General features: G+C 67.9%; 16 protein-coding genes. 10 read left to right on the plus strand and 6 right to left on the minus strand.

Features of this window, described 5'->3' with window-relative positions:
• Positions 1 to 3: 3 nt before the first annotated feature.
• Entirely contained in the window at positions 4 to 801 is a 798-nt protein-coding gene (locus AWB92_RS12010; RefSeq protein ID WP_173817406.1) for an enoyl-CoA hydratase/isomerase family protein, read from the minus strand.
• A gap of 83 nt (positions 802 to 884) precedes the next feature.
• Between AWB92_RS12010 and AWB92_RS12015 the strand changes: the two genes are divergently transcribed.
• The gene (locus AWB92_RS12015) at positions 885 to 1,799 is read left to right on the plus strand and encodes a class I SAM-dependent methyltransferase (protein ID WP_085185807.1); all 915 of its coding nucleotides are present in this window, start codon (positions 885 to 887) and stop codon (positions 1,797 to 1,799) included.
• Positions 1,800 to 1,865: 66 nt separating this feature from the next.
• Here the strand turns inward: AWB92_RS12015 and AWB92_RS12020 are convergent, their stop codons facing one another.
• Both AWB92_RS12020 and AWB92_RS12025 read right to left on the minus strand, forming a co-directional pair.
• A complete protein-coding gene (locus AWB92_RS12020; RefSeq protein WP_085185809.1) occupies positions 1,866 to 3,806 on the minus strand; it encodes a fumarylacetoacetate hydrolase family protein in 1,941 nt (646 codons plus the stop codon).
• A complete protein-coding gene (locus AWB92_RS12025) occupies positions 3,803 to 6,070 on the minus strand; it encodes an ATP-dependent DNA ligase (RefSeq protein ID WP_085185811.1) in 2,268 nt (755 codons plus the stop codon). The genes AWB92_RS12020 and AWB92_RS12025 overlap by 4 nt, the downstream gene beginning before the upstream one ends.
• 80 nt (positions 6,071 to 6,150) lie before the next feature.
• On the opposite strand from AWB92_RS12025, the gene AWB92_RS12030 reads away from it, so the two are divergent.
• The 3 genes from AWB92_RS12030 to AWB92_RS12040 all read left to right on the plus strand — a co-directional run bounded on the left by AWB92_RS12030 (position 6,151) and on the right by AWB92_RS12040 (position 9,419).
• Entirely contained in the window at positions 6,151 to 7,533 is a 1,383-nt protein-coding gene (locus AWB92_RS12030; protein ID WP_085185840.1) for a mannitol dehydrogenase family protein, read from the plus strand.
• The gene (locus AWB92_RS12035) at positions 7,530 to 8,438 is read left to right on the plus strand and encodes a carbohydrate kinase (protein ID WP_085185813.1); all 909 of its coding nucleotides are present in this window, start codon (positions 7,530 to 7,532) and stop codon (positions 8,436 to 8,438) included. The genes AWB92_RS12030 and AWB92_RS12035 overlap by 4 nt, the downstream gene beginning before the upstream one ends.
• A 72-nt stretch (positions 8,439 to 8,510) precedes the next feature.
• Complete coding sequence (locus AWB92_RS12040) at positions 8,511 to 9,419, plus strand: Ku protein (protein ID WP_068183602.1); 909 nt, start codon at positions 8,511 to 8,513, stop codon at positions 9,417 to 9,419.
• Between the two features lie 23 nt (positions 9,420 to 9,442).
• Here AWB92_RS12040 and pstA read toward each other — a convergent pair whose 3' ends face one another.
• The 3 genes from pstA to pstS are packed head-to-tail and all read right to left on the minus strand — an operon-like array spanning position 9,443 to position 12,470.
• Positions 9,443 to 10,345: a phosphate ABC transporter permease PstA gene (pstA, locus tag AWB92_RS12045; protein ID WP_068183599.1), complete on the minus strand. Its 903-nt coding sequence runs from the start codon at positions 10,343 to 10,345 to the stop codon at positions 9,443 to 9,445.
• Entirely contained in the window at positions 10,342 to 11,334 is a 993-nt protein-coding gene (pstC, locus tag AWB92_RS12050) for a phosphate ABC transporter permease subunit PstC (protein ID WP_085185815.1), read from the minus strand. Before pstC ends, pstA begins: the two co-directional genes overlap by 4 nt.
• Positions 11,335 to 11,345: 11 nt before the next feature.
• Positions 11,346 to 12,470 (minus strand): phosphate ABC transporter substrate-binding protein PstS, encoded by a 1,125-nt coding sequence (gene pstS / locus AWB92_RS12055; RefSeq protein WP_068183593.1) that lies wholly within the window; start codon positions 12,468 to 12,470, stop codon positions 11,346 to 11,348.
• 280 nt (positions 12,471 to 12,750) lie between these two features.
• Between pstS and AWB92_RS12060 the strand changes: the two genes are divergently transcribed.
• The 6 genes from AWB92_RS12060 to AWB92_RS30490 form a co-directional block, all read left to right on the plus strand.
• Positions 12,751 to 13,542 carry an SDR family oxidoreductase gene (locus tag AWB92_RS12060; RefSeq protein WP_085185817.1) on the plus strand — a complete coding sequence of 264 codons (792 nt, stop codon included), beginning with the start codon at positions 12,751 to 12,753 and terminating at the stop codon, positions 13,540 to 13,542.
• Positions 13,543 to 13,642: 100 nt separating this feature from the next.
• Positions 13,643 to 14,719: a diacylglycerol kinase gene (locus AWB92_RS12065; RefSeq protein ID WP_085185819.1), complete on the plus strand. Its 1,077-nt coding sequence runs from the start codon at positions 13,643 to 13,645 to the stop codon at positions 14,717 to 14,719.
• A gap of 77 nt (positions 14,720 to 14,796) precedes the next feature.
• Positions 14,797 to 15,510, plus strand: coding sequence for an SDR family oxidoreductase (locus AWB92_RS12070; RefSeq protein WP_085185821.1), 714 nt, complete (start codon positions 14,797 to 14,799; stop codon positions 15,508 to 15,510).
• A 90-nt stretch (positions 15,511 to 15,600) separates the two neighbouring features.
• On the plus strand, positions 15,601 to 16,827 hold the full coding sequence (locus AWB92_RS12075) for an Nramp family divalent metal transporter (protein WP_085185823.1): 1,227 nt from the start codon (positions 15,601 to 15,603) through the stop codon (positions 16,825 to 16,827).
• Between the two features lie 576 nt (positions 16,828 to 17,403).
• Positions 17,404 to 18,105, plus strand: coding sequence for a hypothetical protein (locus tag AWB92_RS12085; RefSeq protein ID WP_085185827.1), 702 nt, complete (start codon positions 17,404 to 17,406; stop codon positions 18,103 to 18,105).
• 160 nt (positions 18,106 to 18,265) lie between these two features.
• The coding region (locus AWB92_RS30490; protein ID WP_241523433.1) for a sigma-70 family RNA polymerase sigma factor at positions 18,266 to 19,557 on the plus strand (1,292 nt) is incomplete at its 3' end.

Genomic DNA, 19,557 nt, shown 5'->3' on the forward strand with positions numbered 1-19,557 from the left:
CCGTCACAGCGGATCCCACGTGGGGGCCCGCTTCTCCATGTGCGCCCTGGCCGCTTCGGCCGGATTGTTGGTGAAGCCGCTGAGGATCTGGGTGCGGTTCTCCAGCTCGATGGCGTGGCGCAGACTCGGCGCGTCCAGCGCCGCGTTGAGCCCAATCTTGGTCTGCCACACGCCATACGCGTTGTTCTCCGCGATGGATCGGGCCACCTTGAGCGCGGCGGGCATCAGGCTATCCGGTGCCACCACCTCGTGCACCAGCTTGATCCGATAGGCCTCGTTCGCGTCGATGATGCGACCCGTCAGCATCAGCTCGCGCGCGACCCCGGCGCCGACGATCTTGGGCAGCAGGTAGCTGGTGCCCATGTCCATCGACGAGAAGCCGGCCTTGATGAACACCGATCCGAACCGGGCGTTTTCGGACGCGACGCGGATGTCACTGACCAACGTGAAGGCAAGCCCGCCGCCGACGGCGACGCCGTTGACCGCGGCGATCACCGGGATGGGCAGCTCGTAGATCCGGGTGAACAGCTCGGCCAGGCGAACCTGCGAGTCGTAGTTGACCTTGAACGGCGGGCTGGTCGGCCTGGGCTTGGTCCAGGCCTCGCCGGTGCCGCTGAGATCGGCGCCGGCGCAGAAGCCCCGCCCGGCCCCGGTGATGATCGCGACCCGGTGCTCGCCCTCGCCGAGCGCGTCGAGGGCTGCGTCGACGCCGCCGATCAGCGCCCCGTCGATCGCGTTCAGGCGCTCCGGCCGGTTCAGGGTGATGGAGGCGATGTTGTCCTCGAGAGTTTCGAATTCCACTGCGGGCATAGGTGAACCGTAGGCGACATGGGTGTTTACCGGTGCGGCATACCGTGGTTTTGCCCCCTACCGAAGGAGACAGCATGGCACGAACCGAAGACGACACCTGGGACCTGGCCAGCAGCGTGGGCGCCACCGCCACCATGGTCGCCGCGGCGCGGGCGGCCGCCACCAGGAATTCGCAGCCCGTCGTCACCGACGAGTACGCCGAGCCGCTGGTCCGCGCCGTCGGCCTGGACGTGTTCACGAAGTTGGCCAGCGGTGAACTCGACGCCGACGACCTCGAGAAGGGCATCGGATTTCCCCGCATGGTCGACACGTTCGCCGCCCGCGCCCGGTTTTACGACGACTACTTCGCCGCGGCCGGCAAGGCGGGCCTGCGGCAGGTGGTGATCGTGGCGTCGGGGCTCGACGCCCGCTCGTATCGGCTTGCGTGGCCGACCGGGACGACGGTGTATGAGATCGATCAGCCCGAGGTGATCGCGTTCAAGACCGCGGCGCTGTCGGAGATCGGCGCGGCCCCCACGGCCGAGTTGCGCACCATCGGCATCGACCTCCGGCAGGATTGGCCGGCGGCGCTGCAGGAGGCCGGCTTCGACCCCGCGCAACCCACGGCCTGGCTGGCCGAGGGGGTGCTGATCGGGTTTCTGCCACCGGAGGCCGAGGTTCGGCTGCTGGATGCGATCACCCCGCTGTCCAGCGAGGGCAGCCGCTTCGCCGCGGACTATGGGTCGCTCAACGACGCCTCGCGGGAGTCGGAGGAGCAGGCGCGGCGCACCACCGAGGGCTGGCGCCGGCACGGGCTCGACTTGGACATCGCCGCGCTGACCTACCCCGGGAAGCACACCGACGTCGCCGCACATCTGGGCGCCGACGGTTGGGCGACAACCACTTTCGCGCTCACCGACCTGTTCGCCGCGGCGGGCCTGCCCGAACTGCTAGAGGCCGAGCACGGCCCGGCCGCCACCATCAATTTCGTGCGGGCGATCAAGGCCTAGCGGTCGCGAAAGTGCAACTGCCAACACCCGCTCTCGGGGAACGCGTCGGTAGTTGCACTTTCGCGGTCACGAAGTGCGCTTGGCGAGCCACTCGGCCTGCATCACCAGCAGCGCCATCACCTCCAGTTGTGGTGTGTCCGGGTCGAGTTCGCGGTAGCGCTGATAGACGTTGACGACGACCCGCTCGGCGTCCAGCCAGGTCGCGTACTCGCCGAGGTCGATCGTGTCGGCGGCCTCGGCCCACGACAGGCCCCTGCGGTGGGCGGCCTCGGCCTGGTCCGCCACGTGCGCGAGATAGCCACGGACCGCGCGGATCCCGTCGGGATCAGTGACGGGGCCGTGGCCGGGTACCACGGTCGGGGCGTCGAGCGCGATCATCGCGTCGCACGCCGCGATCCAGTTGGCGATGGGGCCGGCCCACACGATCGGGGTGCAGCCGATGAAGAGTAGGTCACCGCCGAACAGCACGCCAGCGTCGGGCACGTGCACCACCGAGTCGGCGGCAGTGTGGGCGGGGCCCAGGTTCAGCAGGTCGATGCGGCGCCCGCCGACCTCGACGGTGAGGTCGCGGTCGAACGTCTGGTCGGCGTTGCGCAGCTTGATGCCGCTGAAGTCGAAGTGCCCGAAGCGGTCTCGCACGTACGGCGTCGCGACCGGGCCGAGGTTCGCGGTCTGCGCCATGGCCAGCATCTCGGGCGCCATGCCGTGCGCGATCTCGTCGGCGGTGCCCTGCGCGGCCAGGATGCGCACCGACGCGTCCAGCAGCTGGTTGCCGTGGGTGTGGTCGCCGTTGGAGTGGGTGATCAGGGCGTCGGTGATGGGCGCGGACGCCGTGACGGGCCGCATCGCGGTGAGCATTTCGCGGGTCAGCGCCAGGTCGAACAGCGTGTCGACGAGCAATGACGCGCCGTCGCCGGCGATGAGCCCGGCGTTGCTCCACCCGTAGCCGCCGTCCGGGAGCGTCCACGCCCACACCCGGTCGGCGACCTCGTGCAGGCCGCGGGTGTAGGGCACCTTGGCCCGCGCCCGGTTGACCCGGGCCGGGGCGGGCGCGGCGTCCGGGTTGCGCCGGGCGGCCAGCGGGTGCGGCGGGGCGCTGGCGCGCACGGTTTGCCGGGTCTCCCCCAAGCCCTGGACCCGCAGGGTGACGACGTCGCCGTCGTGCAGCCATCCCGGAAACGATTCCAGCGCAGCCGGATTGAGGTGCTCGACGAGCGTGCAGGTGGGCACGGTTCCGGAGCCGATGACGTCGCCGGGCGTGAGCGGCACGCCGCGCGACACGTAGGCGATGACCTCGCCGAAGGTCCAGTCCATCTGGCCGGTCGACCCCGAGCCGATCACGGCGTCGTTGACCCATGCGGTCACCTGCAGGTCGAGCCTGCCGTCTCGCCGGTACGGCTCGAGCTCGTCGGGCGTCACCAGGTAGGGGCCCAGCGTGACCCCGCTGTCCTTGCTCTTGCCCTGCCCGATCGCGAGCTGGCCCTCCCGCTGCTGTAGGTCCCGCGCGGACCAGTCGTTGAAGATGGTGTAGCCGATGATGGCGCGTTCGGCCTGCTCGACGGTCAGGTCCTTGCCGCTGACGCCGATGACGGCGGCGATCTCCAATTCAAAGTCCTGCCAAGCGCTTCCAGGTGCCGTCGGAGCATCCTCGTAGGGGCCCAAAACGGTTGTGGGGCAGGCGAAGTAGAACGCGGGGATGCGGTACCAGGTGTCGGCCAGCACCCGGCCGCCGCCCATCGCGGCCTGGCAGTTGCGCATGTGATCCAAGAAGCACAGGGAATCCCGGATCGACGGAGGGCGCGGGATCGGCGCCAGCAACGTCACCTCGTCGAGGCGGGCCACCGCCGACGGGGAACGCAACGCGTCCTCACCGGCCTGGCGCAGCCCGTCGGCGCCGCGGCCGATCAGGTCGAGCAGCGTCACTCCCGCCGGCATGGCGTGGATGGTGTCACCGGAGAGCACGCCGGTGCGTTCACCGTCATTGCCCCGAAAGGTCAACCACTTCACTCCCGTACCACCTCACTTGGTTCCTTGTCCGGCCGCAGCCCGCGCCAACTCGATTGGCGCAACCGGTCATCCGGGGTCCATTCGCTGTAGCGCACCTCGCCGACGAGGACCGGTTCGACGAACGTCACCCCCTTGGCGTCCTGCCGGGGCAGCGGGGGGTGGAACGGGGATTGGTCAGTCTGCAACGGCGCCAACGTCTTCTTCAGGTTCGCCAGGTCGCGTTCGGTGAAGCCGGTGCCGACGCGTCCGGCGAAGCGCAGCCCGTCCGGGCCCGGAATACCCATCAGCAGCGAGCCGATGCCGCTGGTGCGCCCGCCCTCGCCTGCCTTCCAGCCGCCGATGACGACTTCCTGGGTGTTCCAGTTCTTGTCCTTGATCCACGACGCCGAACGCCGGCCCGGCTGATAGGTGGAGTCACGTTTTTTCCCGACCACACCCTCCCAGCCGTACTTCAGCGAGTGCTCGAGCGCCTGGGCCCCGTCACCGGGCAGCAGGTCGGGGACGATCAGATTTCCTGTGGCGGCAAGGAATTCCAGCAGCTTTCGCCGGTCGGAGTAGCGCGCCCGCAGCAACGAGCGGCCGTCGAGGTAGAGCAGGTCGAACGCCCAGTACTCGACGCGGGCGCCGCGACCCCGGTTCTGCATCGCGTGGAAGCTGGGCACCCCGTTCTCGTCCAGAATGACGGCCTCGCCGTCCAGCACCACGTGATGCTCTGACAGATCGGCTGCGAGCGAACGCAAATCGGGATATTCCTTGGTGACTTCGCGGCCGCGCCGGGACCGGATCCGCAAGTCGCCGTGATCGACCTCAACCAGGAGCCGATAGCCGTCCCATTTGCCCTCGAACGCCCACTGGCCGCCCTTGAGGCCGGCCACCGAACCCTCCGAGGCGAGCATCGGCGTGATCGTGTCGAACTCGAAGACCTTCTGGTCCTTCATCCGGTGCGCCAGCCATTGGTCGCCGTTGGTTTGAATCAGCGCGTAGCGCCCGGAGATTCGGTTGCCGTGCAGGTTGACGATCACCTCATCGTCCTGGAACTTCTCCGCTTCGTACGTGCCCGCATCCCAGATGACCACCTTGCCGGCGCCGTACTCGCCCTTGGGGATGTTTCCCTCGAACGAGCCGTATTCGAGGGGGTGGTCCTCGGTGTGGACCGCGAGGTGGTTGACCGACGGGGTGTCGGGGAGGTTCTTCGGCACCGCCCACGACACCAGGACGCCGTCGCGCTCGAGCCGGAAGTCGTAGTGCAGGCGGCGGGCGTGGTGCTCCTGGATGACGAACGAATTGCCCTGGCCGGTAACGGGTCTCGTCGCCGGTACCGGTTCGGGGGTTTTCGACGCGTCCCGCATGCTGCGGTACTTGCTGAGCCGGTCACTGACCGGCGCGTCGGCGTCGAGCGCCGCCAGCAGATCGCCGTCGCGGGCGACCCGGTCGAGCACCTCGTCGTAACGCAGCTGGCCCACCGACGGATCCTCGAGTTCTTCCCAGGTGCGCGGCGCCGCGACGGTCGGATGTTCGCGCCCCCGCAGGGAGTACGGCGCGATGGTGGTCTTGGAGCCGTTGTTCTGGCTCCAGTCGAGAAAGACCTTGCCCGCCCGCAGGCTCTTGGTCATGGTCGAGGTGACCAGCTTGGGCATCGCCTTTTCCAGTTGCTGGGCAACGCGTTTGGCCAACACGGTGGCGCCCTTGCTGCTCACCGGGTTGTCCAGCGGCGCGTAGAGGTGCACCCCCTTGCTGCCGCTGGTGAGCGGGAAGGTGGTCAGCCCAATGTCGGTCATCAGGTCCCGCACGGCATGGGCGACCTCGCACAGTTGCGGCATCGTCACGCCTTCGCCCGGATCGAGGTCGAAGACCAATCGCGTTGCAGGGCCAGGCTTGAGCTCTTCGGCCTTGCTCCGGGTCCACTCGGCGACGAACCGCCACTGCGGGACGTGCACCTCCAGCGCCGCCTGCTGCGCGATCCAGGCCAGCCCGTCGGGGCTGTCGATGATCGGGTAGGTCGTCGTCCCGGATCTGTGGGTGACGCTGGCCCGCGGCAGCCAGTCGGGCGCCGAGGACGCCAGCTGCTTTTCGAAGAACGACTCCTGCTCGACGCCGTTGGGCCAGCGCTTGCGGGTGGCCGCCCGCCCGGCGATGTGGGGCAGCATCACCTCGGCGATGCGGGTGTAGTAGTGGAAGACGTCGGCTTTGGTGGTTCCCGTCGCCGGATACAGCACCTTGTCGGCGTTGGTCAGCTTGACCCGCGCCGGTGCTGTTGAAGCCATATGGCCAACCTAGTTGTTCGCACGCGGGCGCCGGTACCGTCAAGACCGTGGTTCGGCTGAGCAACGCCACCCTGCGACGGATGCCGATCGCGACACCGGGCTATGACCGCGACGGGGTTGCGGTCGGCATCGCGCATATCGGCGTCGGCGGCTTTCACCGCGCGCATCAGGCGATGTACATCGACCAGCTGCTCGAGCGGGGCTTGGCACGGGAGTGGGGCATCTGCGGCATCGGCGTGATGCCGGCCGACCGCCGGATGCGCGACGTCCTGGGCGCCCAGGACGGCCTGTATACGCTGGTTTTGGAGCACCCCGACGGCAACCGCGAAGCGCGGGTGATCGGCTCGATCGTCGACTACCGCTACGGACCGGACGACCCGCCGGCCGCCATCGAGCTGCTCGCCGCCGCGACGACCCGCATCATCTCGATGACCATCACCGAGGGCGGCTACCAGATCCGGGACGCAGGCTCGGTTTTCGGTCTGATCGCGGAGGCACTGGCCCGGCGGCGCGACCGCGGCATCGCCGCGCCCACGATCCTGTCCTGCGACAACATCGAGCACAACGGCGAGGTCGCGCGCCAGGCCGTCATCGCGCACGCCGAACCGCTTGGCCCCGGGCTGGCCGACTGGATCGGCGAGCACGCCCGGTTCCCCTGTTCAATGGTCGACCGCATCACCCCGGTCACCACACCGGAGATCGCGGCCGCAGTGGAACGTGACTTCGGAGTCGCCGACGAGTGGCCGGTGGTGGCGGAGGCCTTCGCGTCCTGGGTGCTCGAAGACGATTTTGCCGCCGGCCGCCCGCCGCTGGACGAGGTAGGCGTCCTGTTGGTCGACGACGTGAGCCCGTACGAGGCGATGAAACTGCGGCTGCTCAACGCCGGTCACCAGTGCCTGTGCTACTTCGCTGCACTGTGCGGGTACCGCATGGTCCACGACGCGGCGCGCGACCCGCTCCTGGCCGAATTCCTGTTGTCCTATTTCGATTCCGAAGCCACGCCGACGCTGCGACCGGTGCCGGGCATCGACCTGCCCGCCTACACCCGGGGGCTCATCGAACGCTTCGCCAACCCGGGGGTGCGGGACACGGTGGCGCGGCTGTGCGCCTACTCCTCGGACCGCATCCCGAAATGGCTGCTTCCGGTGATCCGCGACAACCTGCGCGCCGGCGGACCGATCCGGCTCGCGTCGGCCACTGTCGCGAGCTGGGCGCGCTACGCCGAGGGGGTCGACGAAGGCGGCGAACCGATCGAGGTGATCGACAACCTGGCGGACTCGCTGGTGCCCGTCGCGCGGTCGCAGCGGCTGCATCCCACCGCGTTCATCGAGAACACCGAGCTGTTCGGCGATCTCGCGCAGGAACCCCGCTTCGTCGAGGCCTATCGCTGGGCGCTGGACTCGTTGCACCTCCGCGGGGCCCGGGCGACCCTGGAGTCGTTGCTGAAAGGTGCGGACCCGTGACTCGTGCGCTGGTGGTCGGCGAAGCATTGATCGACATCGTCGGCGCCGCGGAGCACGTGGGCGGAAGCCCGCTCAACGTCGCCGTCGGGCTCGCCAGGCTGGGTCGCGATGTCGACTTCGCAACGCACATCGGCGACGACGAGCGCGGCCGTCGAATCGCCGACTACCTGAAAGCCGCTGGCGCGCAGCTTGTTCCGGGGAGTTCCCTGGCCGACCGGACACCGACCGCGGTCGCGACGACCGGAGCCGACGGGTCGGTCACATATACCTTCGACCTGGAATGGCAGCTTTCCGGCACACCTGAGGTCGCGCCGCCACTGTTGGTGCACACCGGATCGATCGCCGCCGTGCGCGAGCCGGGGTGCCTGGCGGTCGCGGCGCTGCTCGACACCTATCGGGTGTCGGCCACCGTCAGTTTCGACCCCAACGTGCGCCCGTCACTCATCGTCGACCGGAATCTGGCCCGCGACCGCATCGCCCGCTTCGTCGAGCGCAGCGACATCGTCAAGGCCAGTGACGAGGACCTGACCTGGATCGATCCGGACCGCGACCCGGAGTCGACGGCCCGAGCCTGGCTGGCTTCCGGACCGGCGATCGTCGTCCTGACGAGGGGTGATCGGGGCGCGCTGGGTTTCTGTGCGGCCGGCGAGATCCGAGTGCCCGCCCCGCAGGTCGAGGTGGTGGACACCGTCGGTGCGGGCGACGCGTTCATCGTCGGCCTGCTGGACGCGCTCTGGGGAATGGGTTTGTTGGGCGCCGCCCGGCGGGCCGCCCTGGGCCGGATCGGGCTCGATGCGCTGACCGCGGCGCTGCACTCGGCGTGCCTGGCGTCGGCGTGGACCGTCGGCCGCGCCGGCGCCGACCTGCCCGACCGGGCCGCCCTGCGCGCCCTTCCACGGAATTAGCTGTACCCGAAAGTCCGCGGTGCGGGCGTGCTGCGCTGTTTTGCTGGGGGTCGTGTGGGCATACTGACTTACATGCGTTCCATCTGGAAGGGTTCGATCGCGTTCGGACTGGTGAACGTCCCGGTCAAGGTGTACAGCGCCACCGAGGACCACGACATCAAGTTTCATCAGGTGCACGCCAAGGACAACGGCCGCATCCGCTACCAACGCATCTGCGAGAAAGACGGCGAGGTCGTCGAATACCGTGACATCGCCCGGGCCTTCGAGTCGCCCGACGGGCAATCGGTGATCATCACCGACGACGACATCGCCACCCTGCCCGAGGAGCGCAGCCGCGAGATCGAGGTGCTCGAGTTCGTCCCGGCCAGCGACGTCGACCCGATGCTGTTCGACCGCAGCTACTTCCTCGAGCCGGATTCGAAGTCATCCAAATCCTATGTGCTGCTTGCCAAGACGCTCGCCGAGACCGATCGGATGGCGATCGTCCACTTCACGCTGCGCAACAAGACCAGACTGGCGGCGTTGCGCGTCAAGGACTTCGGCAAGCGCGACGTGATGGTGGTGCACACCCTGTTGTGGCCCGACGAGATCCGCGACCCCGACTTCCCCGTGCTGGACAAGAAGGTCGACATCAAGCCCGCCGAACTCAAGATGGCCGGGCAGGTGGTGGAGTCGATGGCCGAGGACTTCAACCCCGACCGTTACCACGACACCTACCAGGAGCAGCTGCAGGAACTGATCGAGGCGAAACTCGAAGGCGGCGAGGCGTTTACCGCCGAGGAGCAGCCCAAGGAACTGGACGAGACCGAGGACGTCTCCGACCTGTTGGCCAAGCTGGAGGCCAGCGTCAAGGCGCGCTCCGGCAACGGTAAGGCGCCCGCCAAGAAGGCAGCGGCGAAGAAAGCGCCCGCGAAGAAGGCGCCGGCCAAGAAGACGGCCGCCAAGAAGGCGCCCGCCAAGAAGGCCGCGTCAAAGTCCTGACTCGGGGCCTTAAGGCCGGGTGGTCAGCGCCGCCGCATCGACATGAAGCGGAATCCGGCGGCCAGCAGGTTGATCACTGCGACGATGATGATCAGGCTCAACGCCGCACCCCAGATCCGGAGGAAGCCGGCGTGTTCGGGGTTGGTGAGTTCGGTGTAGATCAACAGCGGCAGCGAGGCCATGTTGCCGTGGAACATGTCGAAGTTGATGGACCGGCTGTAGCCGACCAGCACCAGCACCGGGGCGGTTTCCCCGATGACGCGCGCGACCGACAACAAGATGCCCGAGACAATCCCCGGCATCGCGATCGGGATGACGATCCGCACGATGGTCTTCCACTTGGGAACCCCCAGTGCGTAGCTGGCTTCTCGCAGGTCGTCGGGCACCAGCCGGAGCATCTCCTCGGTGGACCGCACCACCACCGGCAGCATCAGCAGGACCAATGCCAACGACACGGCAAAGGCGCTCTGCTGGAAACCCAGGGTGGCGATCCAGAGGCTGAAGACGAACAGCGCCGCCACGATCGAGGGCACCCCGGCCAGCACGTCGACCATGAACGTCGTGAGCCGCACCAACCGGCCGGACCCGTATTCCACCAGGAACACCGCGGTCATCATGCCGAGCGGCACGGACAAGACGGCGGCCACACCGGCCTGCACCAATGTTCCGTAGAGCGCGTGGTAGACGCCACCGGCGAATTCCTCGGGCAGCACACCGCGCAGCGAGTGGGTCCACCAGCCCGAGCGGGTGACGGCATACCACCCTCGTGTGAGCACGACCCCGAGCACCCAGACCAGGGGCACCAGGGCCACGATGAACGAGGCGACGAAAAATGTGGTCGCGGCATTGTTGGTGATCCGCCGCCGCAGGCTCAGCGGGCTGAACACGTCCGGTTTGACCGGCAGGTCGAGCGCGTCGATACTCACCCGTTGACCTTCCCACCCGCCACCGCGCGCGCAAGCGCGTTGACGACGAACGTCAGGACGAACAGCGCGAACCCGGCCGCTATGTAGGCCCCGGTGGGCAGCGGTTCGCTGAATTCCGCTGCCGCGGAAGCGATCTTGGAAGCAAACGTGTAACCACCGTCGAACAGCGACCAGTTGCCCGGGCGGGCGGCCGACCGCAGGATGATCAGCACCGCAACGGTTTCCCCCAACGCGCGGCCCAGTCCGAGCATTGACGCCGCGATCACGCCGCTACGGCCGTACGGCAGCACGGTCATCCGCACCACCTCCCACTTGGTGGCGCCCAGCGCCTGCGCCGCCTCCATCTGAATGGGCGGGGTCTGCCGGAACACCTCCCGCGATACCGAGGTGATGATCGGGAGGATCATCACCGACAGCACGATGGCGGAGGTGAAGATGGTGCCGCCGCCGGCCAACGAGACGTTGCCCTGCTTGAACAGAAACAGCCAGCCCAGGTTGCGGTTCAAGAATTCCGCGATCGGCTCGAGTTTGGGCGCCAGGACAAAGATGCCCCACAACCCGAAGATGATCGACGGCACCGCGGCCAGCAGATCAACCATCGCACCGAACGGTCGCGCGAACCGTTTTGGCGCGTATTGGGTGAGGAATATCGCGATCCCGACCGCCACCGGCACGGCCACCACCAGTGAGCTCACCGAGCTCAGCACCGTGACCATGAACAAGTCGCGGATACCGAACGCCAAATGTTCTGCGCTGGTGGTATTGAATTGCGCGCTGGTGAAGAAGTTCGCATGGTTCGCGCGCAGCGAGGGCACGGCGCGGATCAACAGGAATATCGCGATCAGCACAATCGCGATCACGATCGTCGAACCGGCCGCGGCGGCGACCAACTTGAACAGTTGGTCGCCCCGCTGCACCTTGTGCGGATCGGTCGCCTTCAGCGCAGGCTGAGTTCCGGTCGTCGGACCGGCCACTGCTCCGCGCGTCATGACATTCCGAATCACGCGATTGCGTTGACCGCAGTCGACAGTTTCGACTTGAACGAGTCCGGAATGGGGATGTATCCGTTGTCCGCCAAGCCATTTTGGCCCGCGCCGATGGTGCTCTGCAGGAAAGCCTTCACGGCCGTGCCGACCTGTGAATCGGGATACTTCGAGCAAACGATCTCGTACGTCGCCAGCACGATCGGGTAGGAGCCGGCCTGCGTCGGCTTGTAGAACGAATTGGTGTCGAGCACCAGGTCGTTGCCCTCGCCCTTGACGGTGGCGCCGGAGATCGTCTTGCCGACCGAGTCGGCGCTGATGGCGACGGCGTCGCTGCCGGGCGCCGTGACGATCTTGGCCATGTTCAGGTTCTGGGCCTTGGCGAACGACCACTCGTTGTAGGTGATCGATCCCTCGGTGGCCTTGATGGCCGCCGAGGTGCCGTCGTTGCCCTTGGCTCCCTCACCGACACCGCCGTTGAACGTCTTTCCGGCGCCCTTGCCCCACGCGCCGTTGGACGCGGCATCGAGGTACTTCTGGAAGTTGTCCGTGGTCCCGGACTGGTCGTTGCGGAACACCACGTGAATCGGCTCGGCCGGCAGGGCGGTTCCGTTGTTGAGCGCCTGGACCGCCGGGTCGTTCCATGTGGTGATGGCGCCGTTGAAGATCTTCGCCGCCGTCGGACCGTCGAGGTTCAGCGAGGTCACGCCCTTGACGTTGTAGGTGATCGCGATCGGGCCGAACACCACCGGCAGGTTCCACGCCGGCGAGCCGCAGCGCTGCTGGGCCGCGGCGTACTCGTTTTGAGCCAGCGGCGAGTCCGACCCACCGAAATCGGTTTGATTGCCGTTGAATTCGCTGATTCCGGCACCCGAACCATTGGCGGTGTAGTTCAACGTCTGACCGGGGCACGCTTGTTCGAACGCGTTGACGAAGCGCGTCATCGCATTGGCCTGGGCCGTCGACCCGCTTGCCTTCAGCGTCTTCTTCCCGCCGCAGCTCACCTTGCCCGCGGATCCGCCGGACGTCGCGCTGCTACCGCTTGCTCCGCTCGAGTTGTTGTTCTCACTGCCACACCCGGATAACACCAAAGCGGCGCTAGCCAGCACACTCACGGCGGCGCCAAATCGGTTCAGTTTCAATTCTCTTCCTAACAGTAGGGATGAAACATCGCCGCCGCCTGAGGCTGCGGCCCGGCAACCAGGTATCTGTCGCAGCCAAGTAGCTAACAGTAACAAGGTTAACGTTCGGAGAATTCTGTCCGGCGGGCGTCAGGCGACGGTCCGGAGCGCAATTGGGGCCGGTCGGGGAGTTACATCGTCGCGCCGGTATGCCAAACTAGAACCTGTTTCAGAAATGCCGTGATCTGCGTCGGCGAGGTTTGTTACCGTGTCGCCGGACAACTCGAATAGAGAGGCCGTAATGATCCTTGACAGGTTCCGTCTGGACGACAAAGTCGCCGTCATCACGGGTGGCGGGCGCGGCCTCGGTGCGGCCATCGCGGTGGCTTTCGCCGAGGCAGGCGCCGATGTGCTCATCGCGTCGCGCACCCAATCTCAACTAGATGCCGTCGCCGAACAGGTCCGCGCCACCGGCCGTCGCGCCCACGCCGTCGCCGCCGACCTGGCCCATCCTGAGTCGACCGCGGAGCTCGCCGATCAGGCCGTCGAGGTGTTCGGGAAACTAGACATCGTCGTCAACAACGTTGGCGGGACCATGCCCAACACCCTGTTGACCACCTCGACCAAGGACCTCAAGGAGGCGTTCACCTTCAACGTCGCCACCGCGCACGCGCTCACGATCGCCGCGGTGCCGTTGATGCTGGAGCACTCCGGCGGCGGCAGCATCATCAACATCACCTCCACCATGGGCAGGCTGGCCGGGCGCGGTTTCGCCGCCTACGGCACCGCCAAGGCCGCGCTGTCCCACTACACCCGGCTGGCCGCGCTGGACCTGTGCCCGCGCATCCGGGTCAACGCCATCGCCCCCGGATCGATCCTGACGTCGGCGCTGGACGTGGTCGCCTCCAACGACGAGCTGCGCGCACCGATGGAGAAGGTCACACCCATGCGCCGCCTCGGCGATCCCATCGACATCGCCGCCGCCGCAGTCTATTTGGCGTCACCGGCCGGCAGCTTCCTCACCGGCAAGACGCTGGAGGTCGACGGTGGCCTCACCTTCCCCAACCTCGACATTCCCGTTCCCGACCTGTAAACCATGACTCGCGAGCAGACGCAAAAGTCCCCTTACGCACGGCGTGTCGGGCGCTTTTGCGTCTGCTCGCGGTGTTACCCCTACCGCTAAGGAGCCCGCCATGGCCATACCCGTCGTTCAGTTGGGCACCGGCAACGTCGGCGTCCACGCGCTCAAGGCGTTGATCACCAATCCCGAGTTCGAGCTCACCGGGGTGTGGGTGTCGTCGGACGCCAAGGCCGGCAAGGATGCGGCCGAGCTTGCCGGACTTAAGGATTCGACCGGAGTGCTGGCCACCACCGATTTGGACGCGGTGCTCGCCACCGGTCCGCAGTGCGCGGTCTACAACGCCCTGGCCGACAATCGCCTGCCCGAGGCTTTGGAGGACTACCGCCGGGTCCTCGCCGCCGGAATCAACGTCGTCGGCAGCGGCCCGGTCTTTCTCCAGTATCCCTGGGAAGTGATACCAGAAGAGCTCATCTCGCCCTTGGAAGATGCCGCGCGCGAAGGCAATTCGAGCCTGTACGTCAACGGCATCGACCCGGGCTTCGCCAACGACCTGCTGCCGCTGGCATTGGCCGGCACCTGCCAGAGCATCCAGCAGATCCGGTGCATGGAGATCGTCGACTACGCCACCTACGACAGCGCGGCCGTCATGTTCGACGTGATGGGATTCGGCAAGCCCCTCGACGAGATCCCGATGCTGCTGCAGACCGGCGTGCTGAGCTTGGCGTGGGGGTCGGTGGTGCGGCAACTGGCTGCCGGACTGGGCATCAAGCTCGACAGCGTCGCCGAGGAATACGTCCGCGAGCCCGCGCCCGAGGACTTCGACATCGCCTCCGGGCACATTGCGAAGGGCACGGCCGCCGGGCTGCGGTTCGAGGTGTTCGGAATGGTCAACGGCGACCCCGTCGTCGTCCTCGAACACGTCACGCGGCTGCGCGAGGACCTGCGACCCGACTGGCCGCAGCCCGCCCAGGAAGGCGGCTCGTACCGCATCGAGATCACCGGCGAGCCGTCGTACGCGATGGACATCTGCTTGAGCAGCCGCCTCGGCGATCACAATCACGCCGGCCTGGTGGCCACGGCGATGCGGGTCGTGAACGCGATTCCCGCGGTGGTGGCCGCCCCGCCCGGCATCGTGACGACCCTTGACCTGCCCCTGATCTCGGGCCGCGGCCTCTACGTCCCGGGGTGATCTAAAGCACGGCATGAAGCGCCGCCGTTTCGGCGTTGCCCCGAATGGTTCTCAGGGGTGGCACGAAAGGGAAAAGCATGACGAAACGGCGCGTTCTCGTGAGCGGTGCGTCCAAGGGCATCGGCCGCGCGGTCGTCGATCGCCTCGCCGGCAATGGGTACGAGGTCATCGGGCTCGCCCGCAGCGCGCCGTCGGACTTCCCCGGGCAATTCCACGAGGTCGACCTTGCCGACCGGACCGCGACCGCGCAGACCCTCGACGCGATCGTCGCCGACGGCGGCGTCGACGCGGTGGTCAACAACGTCGGCTTCTCCCGGTGGGGCCGCATCGGCTCGATCGACCTCGACGATCTCTTCAGCACCTACGACATGAATGTCCGCACCGCGGTGCAGGTGGTGCAGGCCGTTCTGCCGGGCATGATCGCCTCCGAATGGGGCCGCATCGTCAACGTCACGAGCCTGACGACCCTCGGCGTCGCGGAACGGACGCCCTACGCCGCCTCGAAGGCCGCGCTGGAAAGGTGCACCCGCATCTGGGCGGGCGAGCTGGCCGGGACCGGGATAACCGTCAACGCGGTATCACCCGGGCCCATCGAAACAGAGATGTTCCGCCGACGCAGTCCCGCCGGATCAGAAGTCGAGGGTCGTCTTCTCGCCGCCATACCGATGCAGCGCGTCGGTACGCCTACCGAGATCGCCCACGTGATCGCGATGTTGCTGCATGAGGACGCCGGGTACATGACGGGTCAGATCGTCCGGGTGGACGGGGGCGGCAGCATCGGAGCGGCATGATCCACCGCGGAGCGGGTAGCCAAACGGTCCGTCGCAGTGTTCGGTTAACCTAACTTTTTTATTCGAGAACGTGGATCGAGGTCGATACGCTTGGCGCAGGGCACCGGGGCCTCGCTCAAAACGAGCTGGTATCTGCTCGGCCCCGCGTTCGTCGCCGCGATTGCCTACGTCGATCCGGGAAACGTCGCGGCCAACGTCAGCGCCGGCTCGCAGTACGGCTACCTACTGCTATGGGTCATCGTCGCCGCCAACGTGACAGCCGGCCTGGTGCAGTACCTGTCCGCGAAACTCGGGTTGGTGACCGGACGGTCGCTGCCCGCGGCGATCGGCAAGGGGATGGGCCGTCCGCTGCGACTGACGTTTTGGGCGCAGGCCGAAATCGTCGCCGTCGCAACCGATGTCGCCGAAGTCATCGGCGGGGCGATCGCTCTGCGGATCCTGTTCGGCCTGCCGCTGCCGGTCGGCGGGGTCATCACCGGGGTGGTCTCGATGCTGCTGCTGGCGATCCGGGACCGCCGGGGCCAGCTCCTCTTCGAACGCGTCATCACGGGGCTGCTGCTCGTCATCGCCATCGGCTTCGCGGCGAGCTTCTTCGTCGCCACGCCACCGTCCGAGGCCGTGGTGTCGGGATTGCTCCCCCGATTCCACGGCGCCGAAAGCGTATTGCTGGCCGCGGCCATCCTCGGCGCCACCGTGATGCCGCACGCGGTGTATCTGCATTCGGGCCTGGTGCTGGACCGGCACGGGCATCCCCAGCCCGGCCACGACCGGCGCTGGCTGCTGCGCGTCACGCGCTTCGACGTCGTGTTGGCCATGGCCGTCGCCGGCATGGTCAACGCGGCGATGCTGCTCGTCGCGGCGATCAACCTACAGGGCCATCAGGAAAGCGCGACCATCGACGGCGCCTACACCGCGATTCACAACACCCTGGGGCCGACGATCGCGGTGCTGTTCGCGATCGGACTGCTCGCGTCCGGCCTGGCGTCGTCGTCGGTGGGTGCCTACGCCGGCGCCATGATCATGCAGGGATTGCTGCACCTGTCCGTGCCCATGCTGGTGCGCCGGCTGGTGACGCTGTGCCCCGCGATCGCGATCCTGGCGCTCGGCTGGGATCCGACCCGCGCGCTGGTCATATCGCAGGTCGTGCTGTCCTTCGGTATCCCGTTCGCGGTGCTTCCGCTGGTCAGGCTCACGAGCAACCGCGACCTGATGGGCACCGACGCCAACCATCCCGTCACGACGGTCATCGGCTGGGCGGTCGCGGTGATGGTCAGCGTGCTCAACGTCGTGCTGATCTATCTGACCGTGGCGGGTTAGCGACGAGCAAAACCCCTACAGGTACCGTTGGATGCCGCCATGCCCGTGGCAGGTTCCACTCGAGTGGGGATGCTCGCTGAACGACCAGCTTCCATCGGCACATTGGGCAGTGGCATTCGGCGGCTGCGAGCCGCCCTTTTGCGGATACGGCACACAATCTCCCGATGCGGCGGTGTAGCAGCCGCCGCCAGGTGACGAGTAAGCCGGTGACGCGAATCCGACGGCAACGACGATGGCCGCAGCGATGAAAGCTGCCCGGGAGAACATGATTCCCGAACCCCCTGCTTGCAGACGTTCCTGTTGGTGACGGTCCCGACGTGCCGGTCGGAGCGTATGCGCCGGCGCGGTTGCTCACACGTGGATTCGTGAAAAATCGTCGCCACGCCGATCGCAGGACATCGCAAGAAAATCGCAAGAACTTCACCAAGACCTGGCAAGCGGCGTCGGTGAGTCTGATCCTGCCCGCCGCGGCGCCGAAAAAGTCTCCAAAAAAGTGTCCGACTCACGCCGGGTCCGTGCTCCTACCTATGACGGCGGCCCAACCCGGGTCGCGACCCGCACCGAAGGAAGCGCCTCATGAGCACCTGGAACGACATGGATCGAACCGCCCTCGCGCCGCGCGCCGACGACGTCACCGAGGCCTGGGCCTGGGCGTCGAGCCCGCTCGGCGACCCGACCGTTGAGTCCGGCGATCGTTCGTACGGTCGCGCGTTGCCGTCCGACCCGATCGTCCCGGCCCGCAACCGGAAGCCCATCGACAAGCTGTGGGTGGCCGCGGGCGTGGTCGGCCTGATCGGCGCGGGCGTCGCGCTGAGCATCGCCCTGCTGAGCCACCCGCGCCAACCGGGGCCCGTGGCCGTGACGTCGGGCTCGACCGTCGTCCCCGCGGCCGCTCCGGCCTCCGTGGCGCCGGCCCCCGTCGCCGACGTCGTGCCACCGCCGGACAACGGGCCGGCCCCCGCCCCGGCGGTCGCCCTGCCCGAAGCCGCGCCTCAGGCTCCGGCCCCCGCCGCGGTGGTCGCGCCCCCGCCCGACAACCCCGCGCCTCCGGCCGACCCGGGCACCCCGCCCGACGCCACGCCGCGCGGCCCGGTCGTCGTCGTGAACGCGCCCCCTGTCTGGGTGCCGATTCCGCCGCCGCAGCTACCGCCGCCGCCTTCGCTGCCGCCGCTGCCCGCGCCGCCGAAGCTGCCCGCGCCGCCGAAGCTGCCGCCGCCACCGCCGCCACCGGTGTTGTGCCTGCCCCCGCACCACCTCGTGCAGGGCGTGTGCAAGTGACGCCGCGGGCCCGGGCGAGGCTGGTGTCGATCCTGACCTTTCACGCGCCCACCACGGAGCTGGAATTTCTCGTGCTATTTCACCGCGGTGCGCGCACACTTATTCGCAGCGTCGGTTCTCGCACGAGGCGCACCGACGCCTCATCGGCTGGGGAAACGATGTGACGACCGCACTATCCAACTTTGACATCGTCAGCGACGGGGAGCTCGCCCGCGCGGCGGCGACGGGTGATCGACGCGCCTTTGCCATGATCTACGACCGTTACGCCGACCGGTTGCACGACTTCTGCATCGGCATGGTCCGCGATCGCGACACCGCGGCCGACTGCGTGCAGGACGTCTTCTGCTCCGCCGCGACCCAACTGCCCAAGCTCCGCGACCCCGAGCGGCTCCGGCCTTGGCTGTACGCCATCGCCCGCAACGAGGCGCTGCGTTGCATCCGGGACCGCCGCCGCGAACAGGTCTCCGATGAGCTGCCCGAGGCCGCGTCGCACGACGCGGGACCCGATACCCTGGCCGCGCGCAACGAGCTGGCCGCCCTCGTCGCCGAGGCCGCCGGCGGGCTCGTCGACCGGGACCGCGCGGTGCTGGAGCTGGCGTACCGCCACGGCCTGGACGGGCCCGAGCTGGCCAACGCGTTGGAGGTCAGCCCCGGCACCGCCAACAAGATGGTGTCGCGGCTGCGCACCACCATCGAATCGTCATTGGGTGCGCTGCTGGTGGCCCGGCGCGCCGAGCACACCGCCGACAAATGCGCCGAGCTGGGCACCATCCTCGCGGGCTGGGACGGGCGCTTCAGCGTGCTCATGCGCAAACGCATCACCCGCCACATCGAGTCGTGCTCCGTCTGCGAAGAAGAACGCCGCCGCCTGGTCAACCCGGTCGCGCTGCTCGGTGCGGCGCCGGTGTTCATCCCCGCGCCCGGCTGGTTGCGCGATCAAACGCTGGGACAGATCCGGCTGACGTCGGCCGACAGCGACATGAACATGGACGACGGCGGAGACGGCCATGGGTCATCGGACGACGCCGCCTACGCGCCGACCGCGGCCTCCTGGGCCGCCGCCGAGGACCAGCACGACGGGGACTACCTCGAAACCGCACAAGCGCACCAAGCGCACCGGGCGCGCCGGTTGATCCCGTGGATCGCGCTGTTCGCGGGCACCTTCGTCCTCGCGCTGGGGCTGATGTACAGCTTCCTGTACCACCACAAAACGGCCATCACGCCGACTGAATTGAGTCGGTTCGCGCCCGCGCCGATGATGAAGCCGCCCGCACCGCCAGCCGCCAACCAGCTGCCGCCGGCGCCGCCCGCGAATCCCGTGGCCCCCGTTTTCTCGCCCCCGCCCGTTGAGGCGCCGGTCGCCCCGGCACCGCCGGTGGTCGCGCCGCCGGTCGCACCGCCGCCGGTGGCTCCCCCGCCGCCGCCGATCGCGCCGCCGCCGCCGATCGCGTG

It is taken from the genome of Mycobacterium sp. IEC1808 (assembly GCF_002101935.1).
Taxonomy (GTDB): Bacteria; Actinomycetota; Actinomycetes; order Mycobacteriales; family Mycobacteriaceae; genus Mycobacterium.

What these genes read in the sequence shown, in the direction of transcription:
- AWB92_RS12015 (WP_085185807.1), top strand. Translation starts at nt 885, where the DNA reads ATGGCACGAACCGAAGACGACACCTGGGACCTGGCCAGCAGCGTGGGC.
- AWB92_RS12025 (WP_085185811.1), bottom strand. Translation starts at nt 6,070, where the DNA reads ATGGCTTCAACAGCACCGGCGCGGGTCAAGCTGACCAACGCCGACAAG.
- AWB92_RS12030 (WP_085185840.1), top strand. Translation starts at nt 6,151, where the DNA reads ATGCCGATCGCGACACCGGGCTATGACCGCGACGGGGTTGCGGTCGGC.
- AWB92_RS12040 (WP_068183602.1), top strand. Translation starts at nt 8,511, where the DNA reads ATGCGTTCCATCTGGAAGGGTTCGATCGCGTTCGGACTGGTGAACGTC.
- pstC (WP_085185815.1), bottom strand. Translation starts at nt 11,334, where the DNA reads ATGACGCGCGGAGCAGTGGCCGGTCCGACGACCGGAACTCAGCCTGCG.
- AWB92_RS12060 (WP_085185817.1), top strand. Translation starts at nt 12,751, where the DNA reads ATGATCCTTGACAGGTTCCGTCTGGACGACAAAGTCGCCGTCATCACG.
- AWB92_RS12065 (WP_085185819.1), top strand. Translation starts at nt 13,643, where the DNA reads ATGGCCATACCCGTCGTTCAGTTGGGCACCGGCAACGTCGGCGTCCAC.
- AWB92_RS12070 (WP_085185821.1), top strand. Translation starts at nt 14,797, where the DNA reads ATGACGAAACGGCGCGTTCTCGTGAGCGGTGCGTCCAAGGGCATCGGC.
- AWB92_RS12085 (WP_085185827.1), top strand. Translation starts at nt 17,404, where the DNA reads ATGAGCACCTGGAACGACATGGATCGAACCGCCCTCGCGCCGCGCGCC.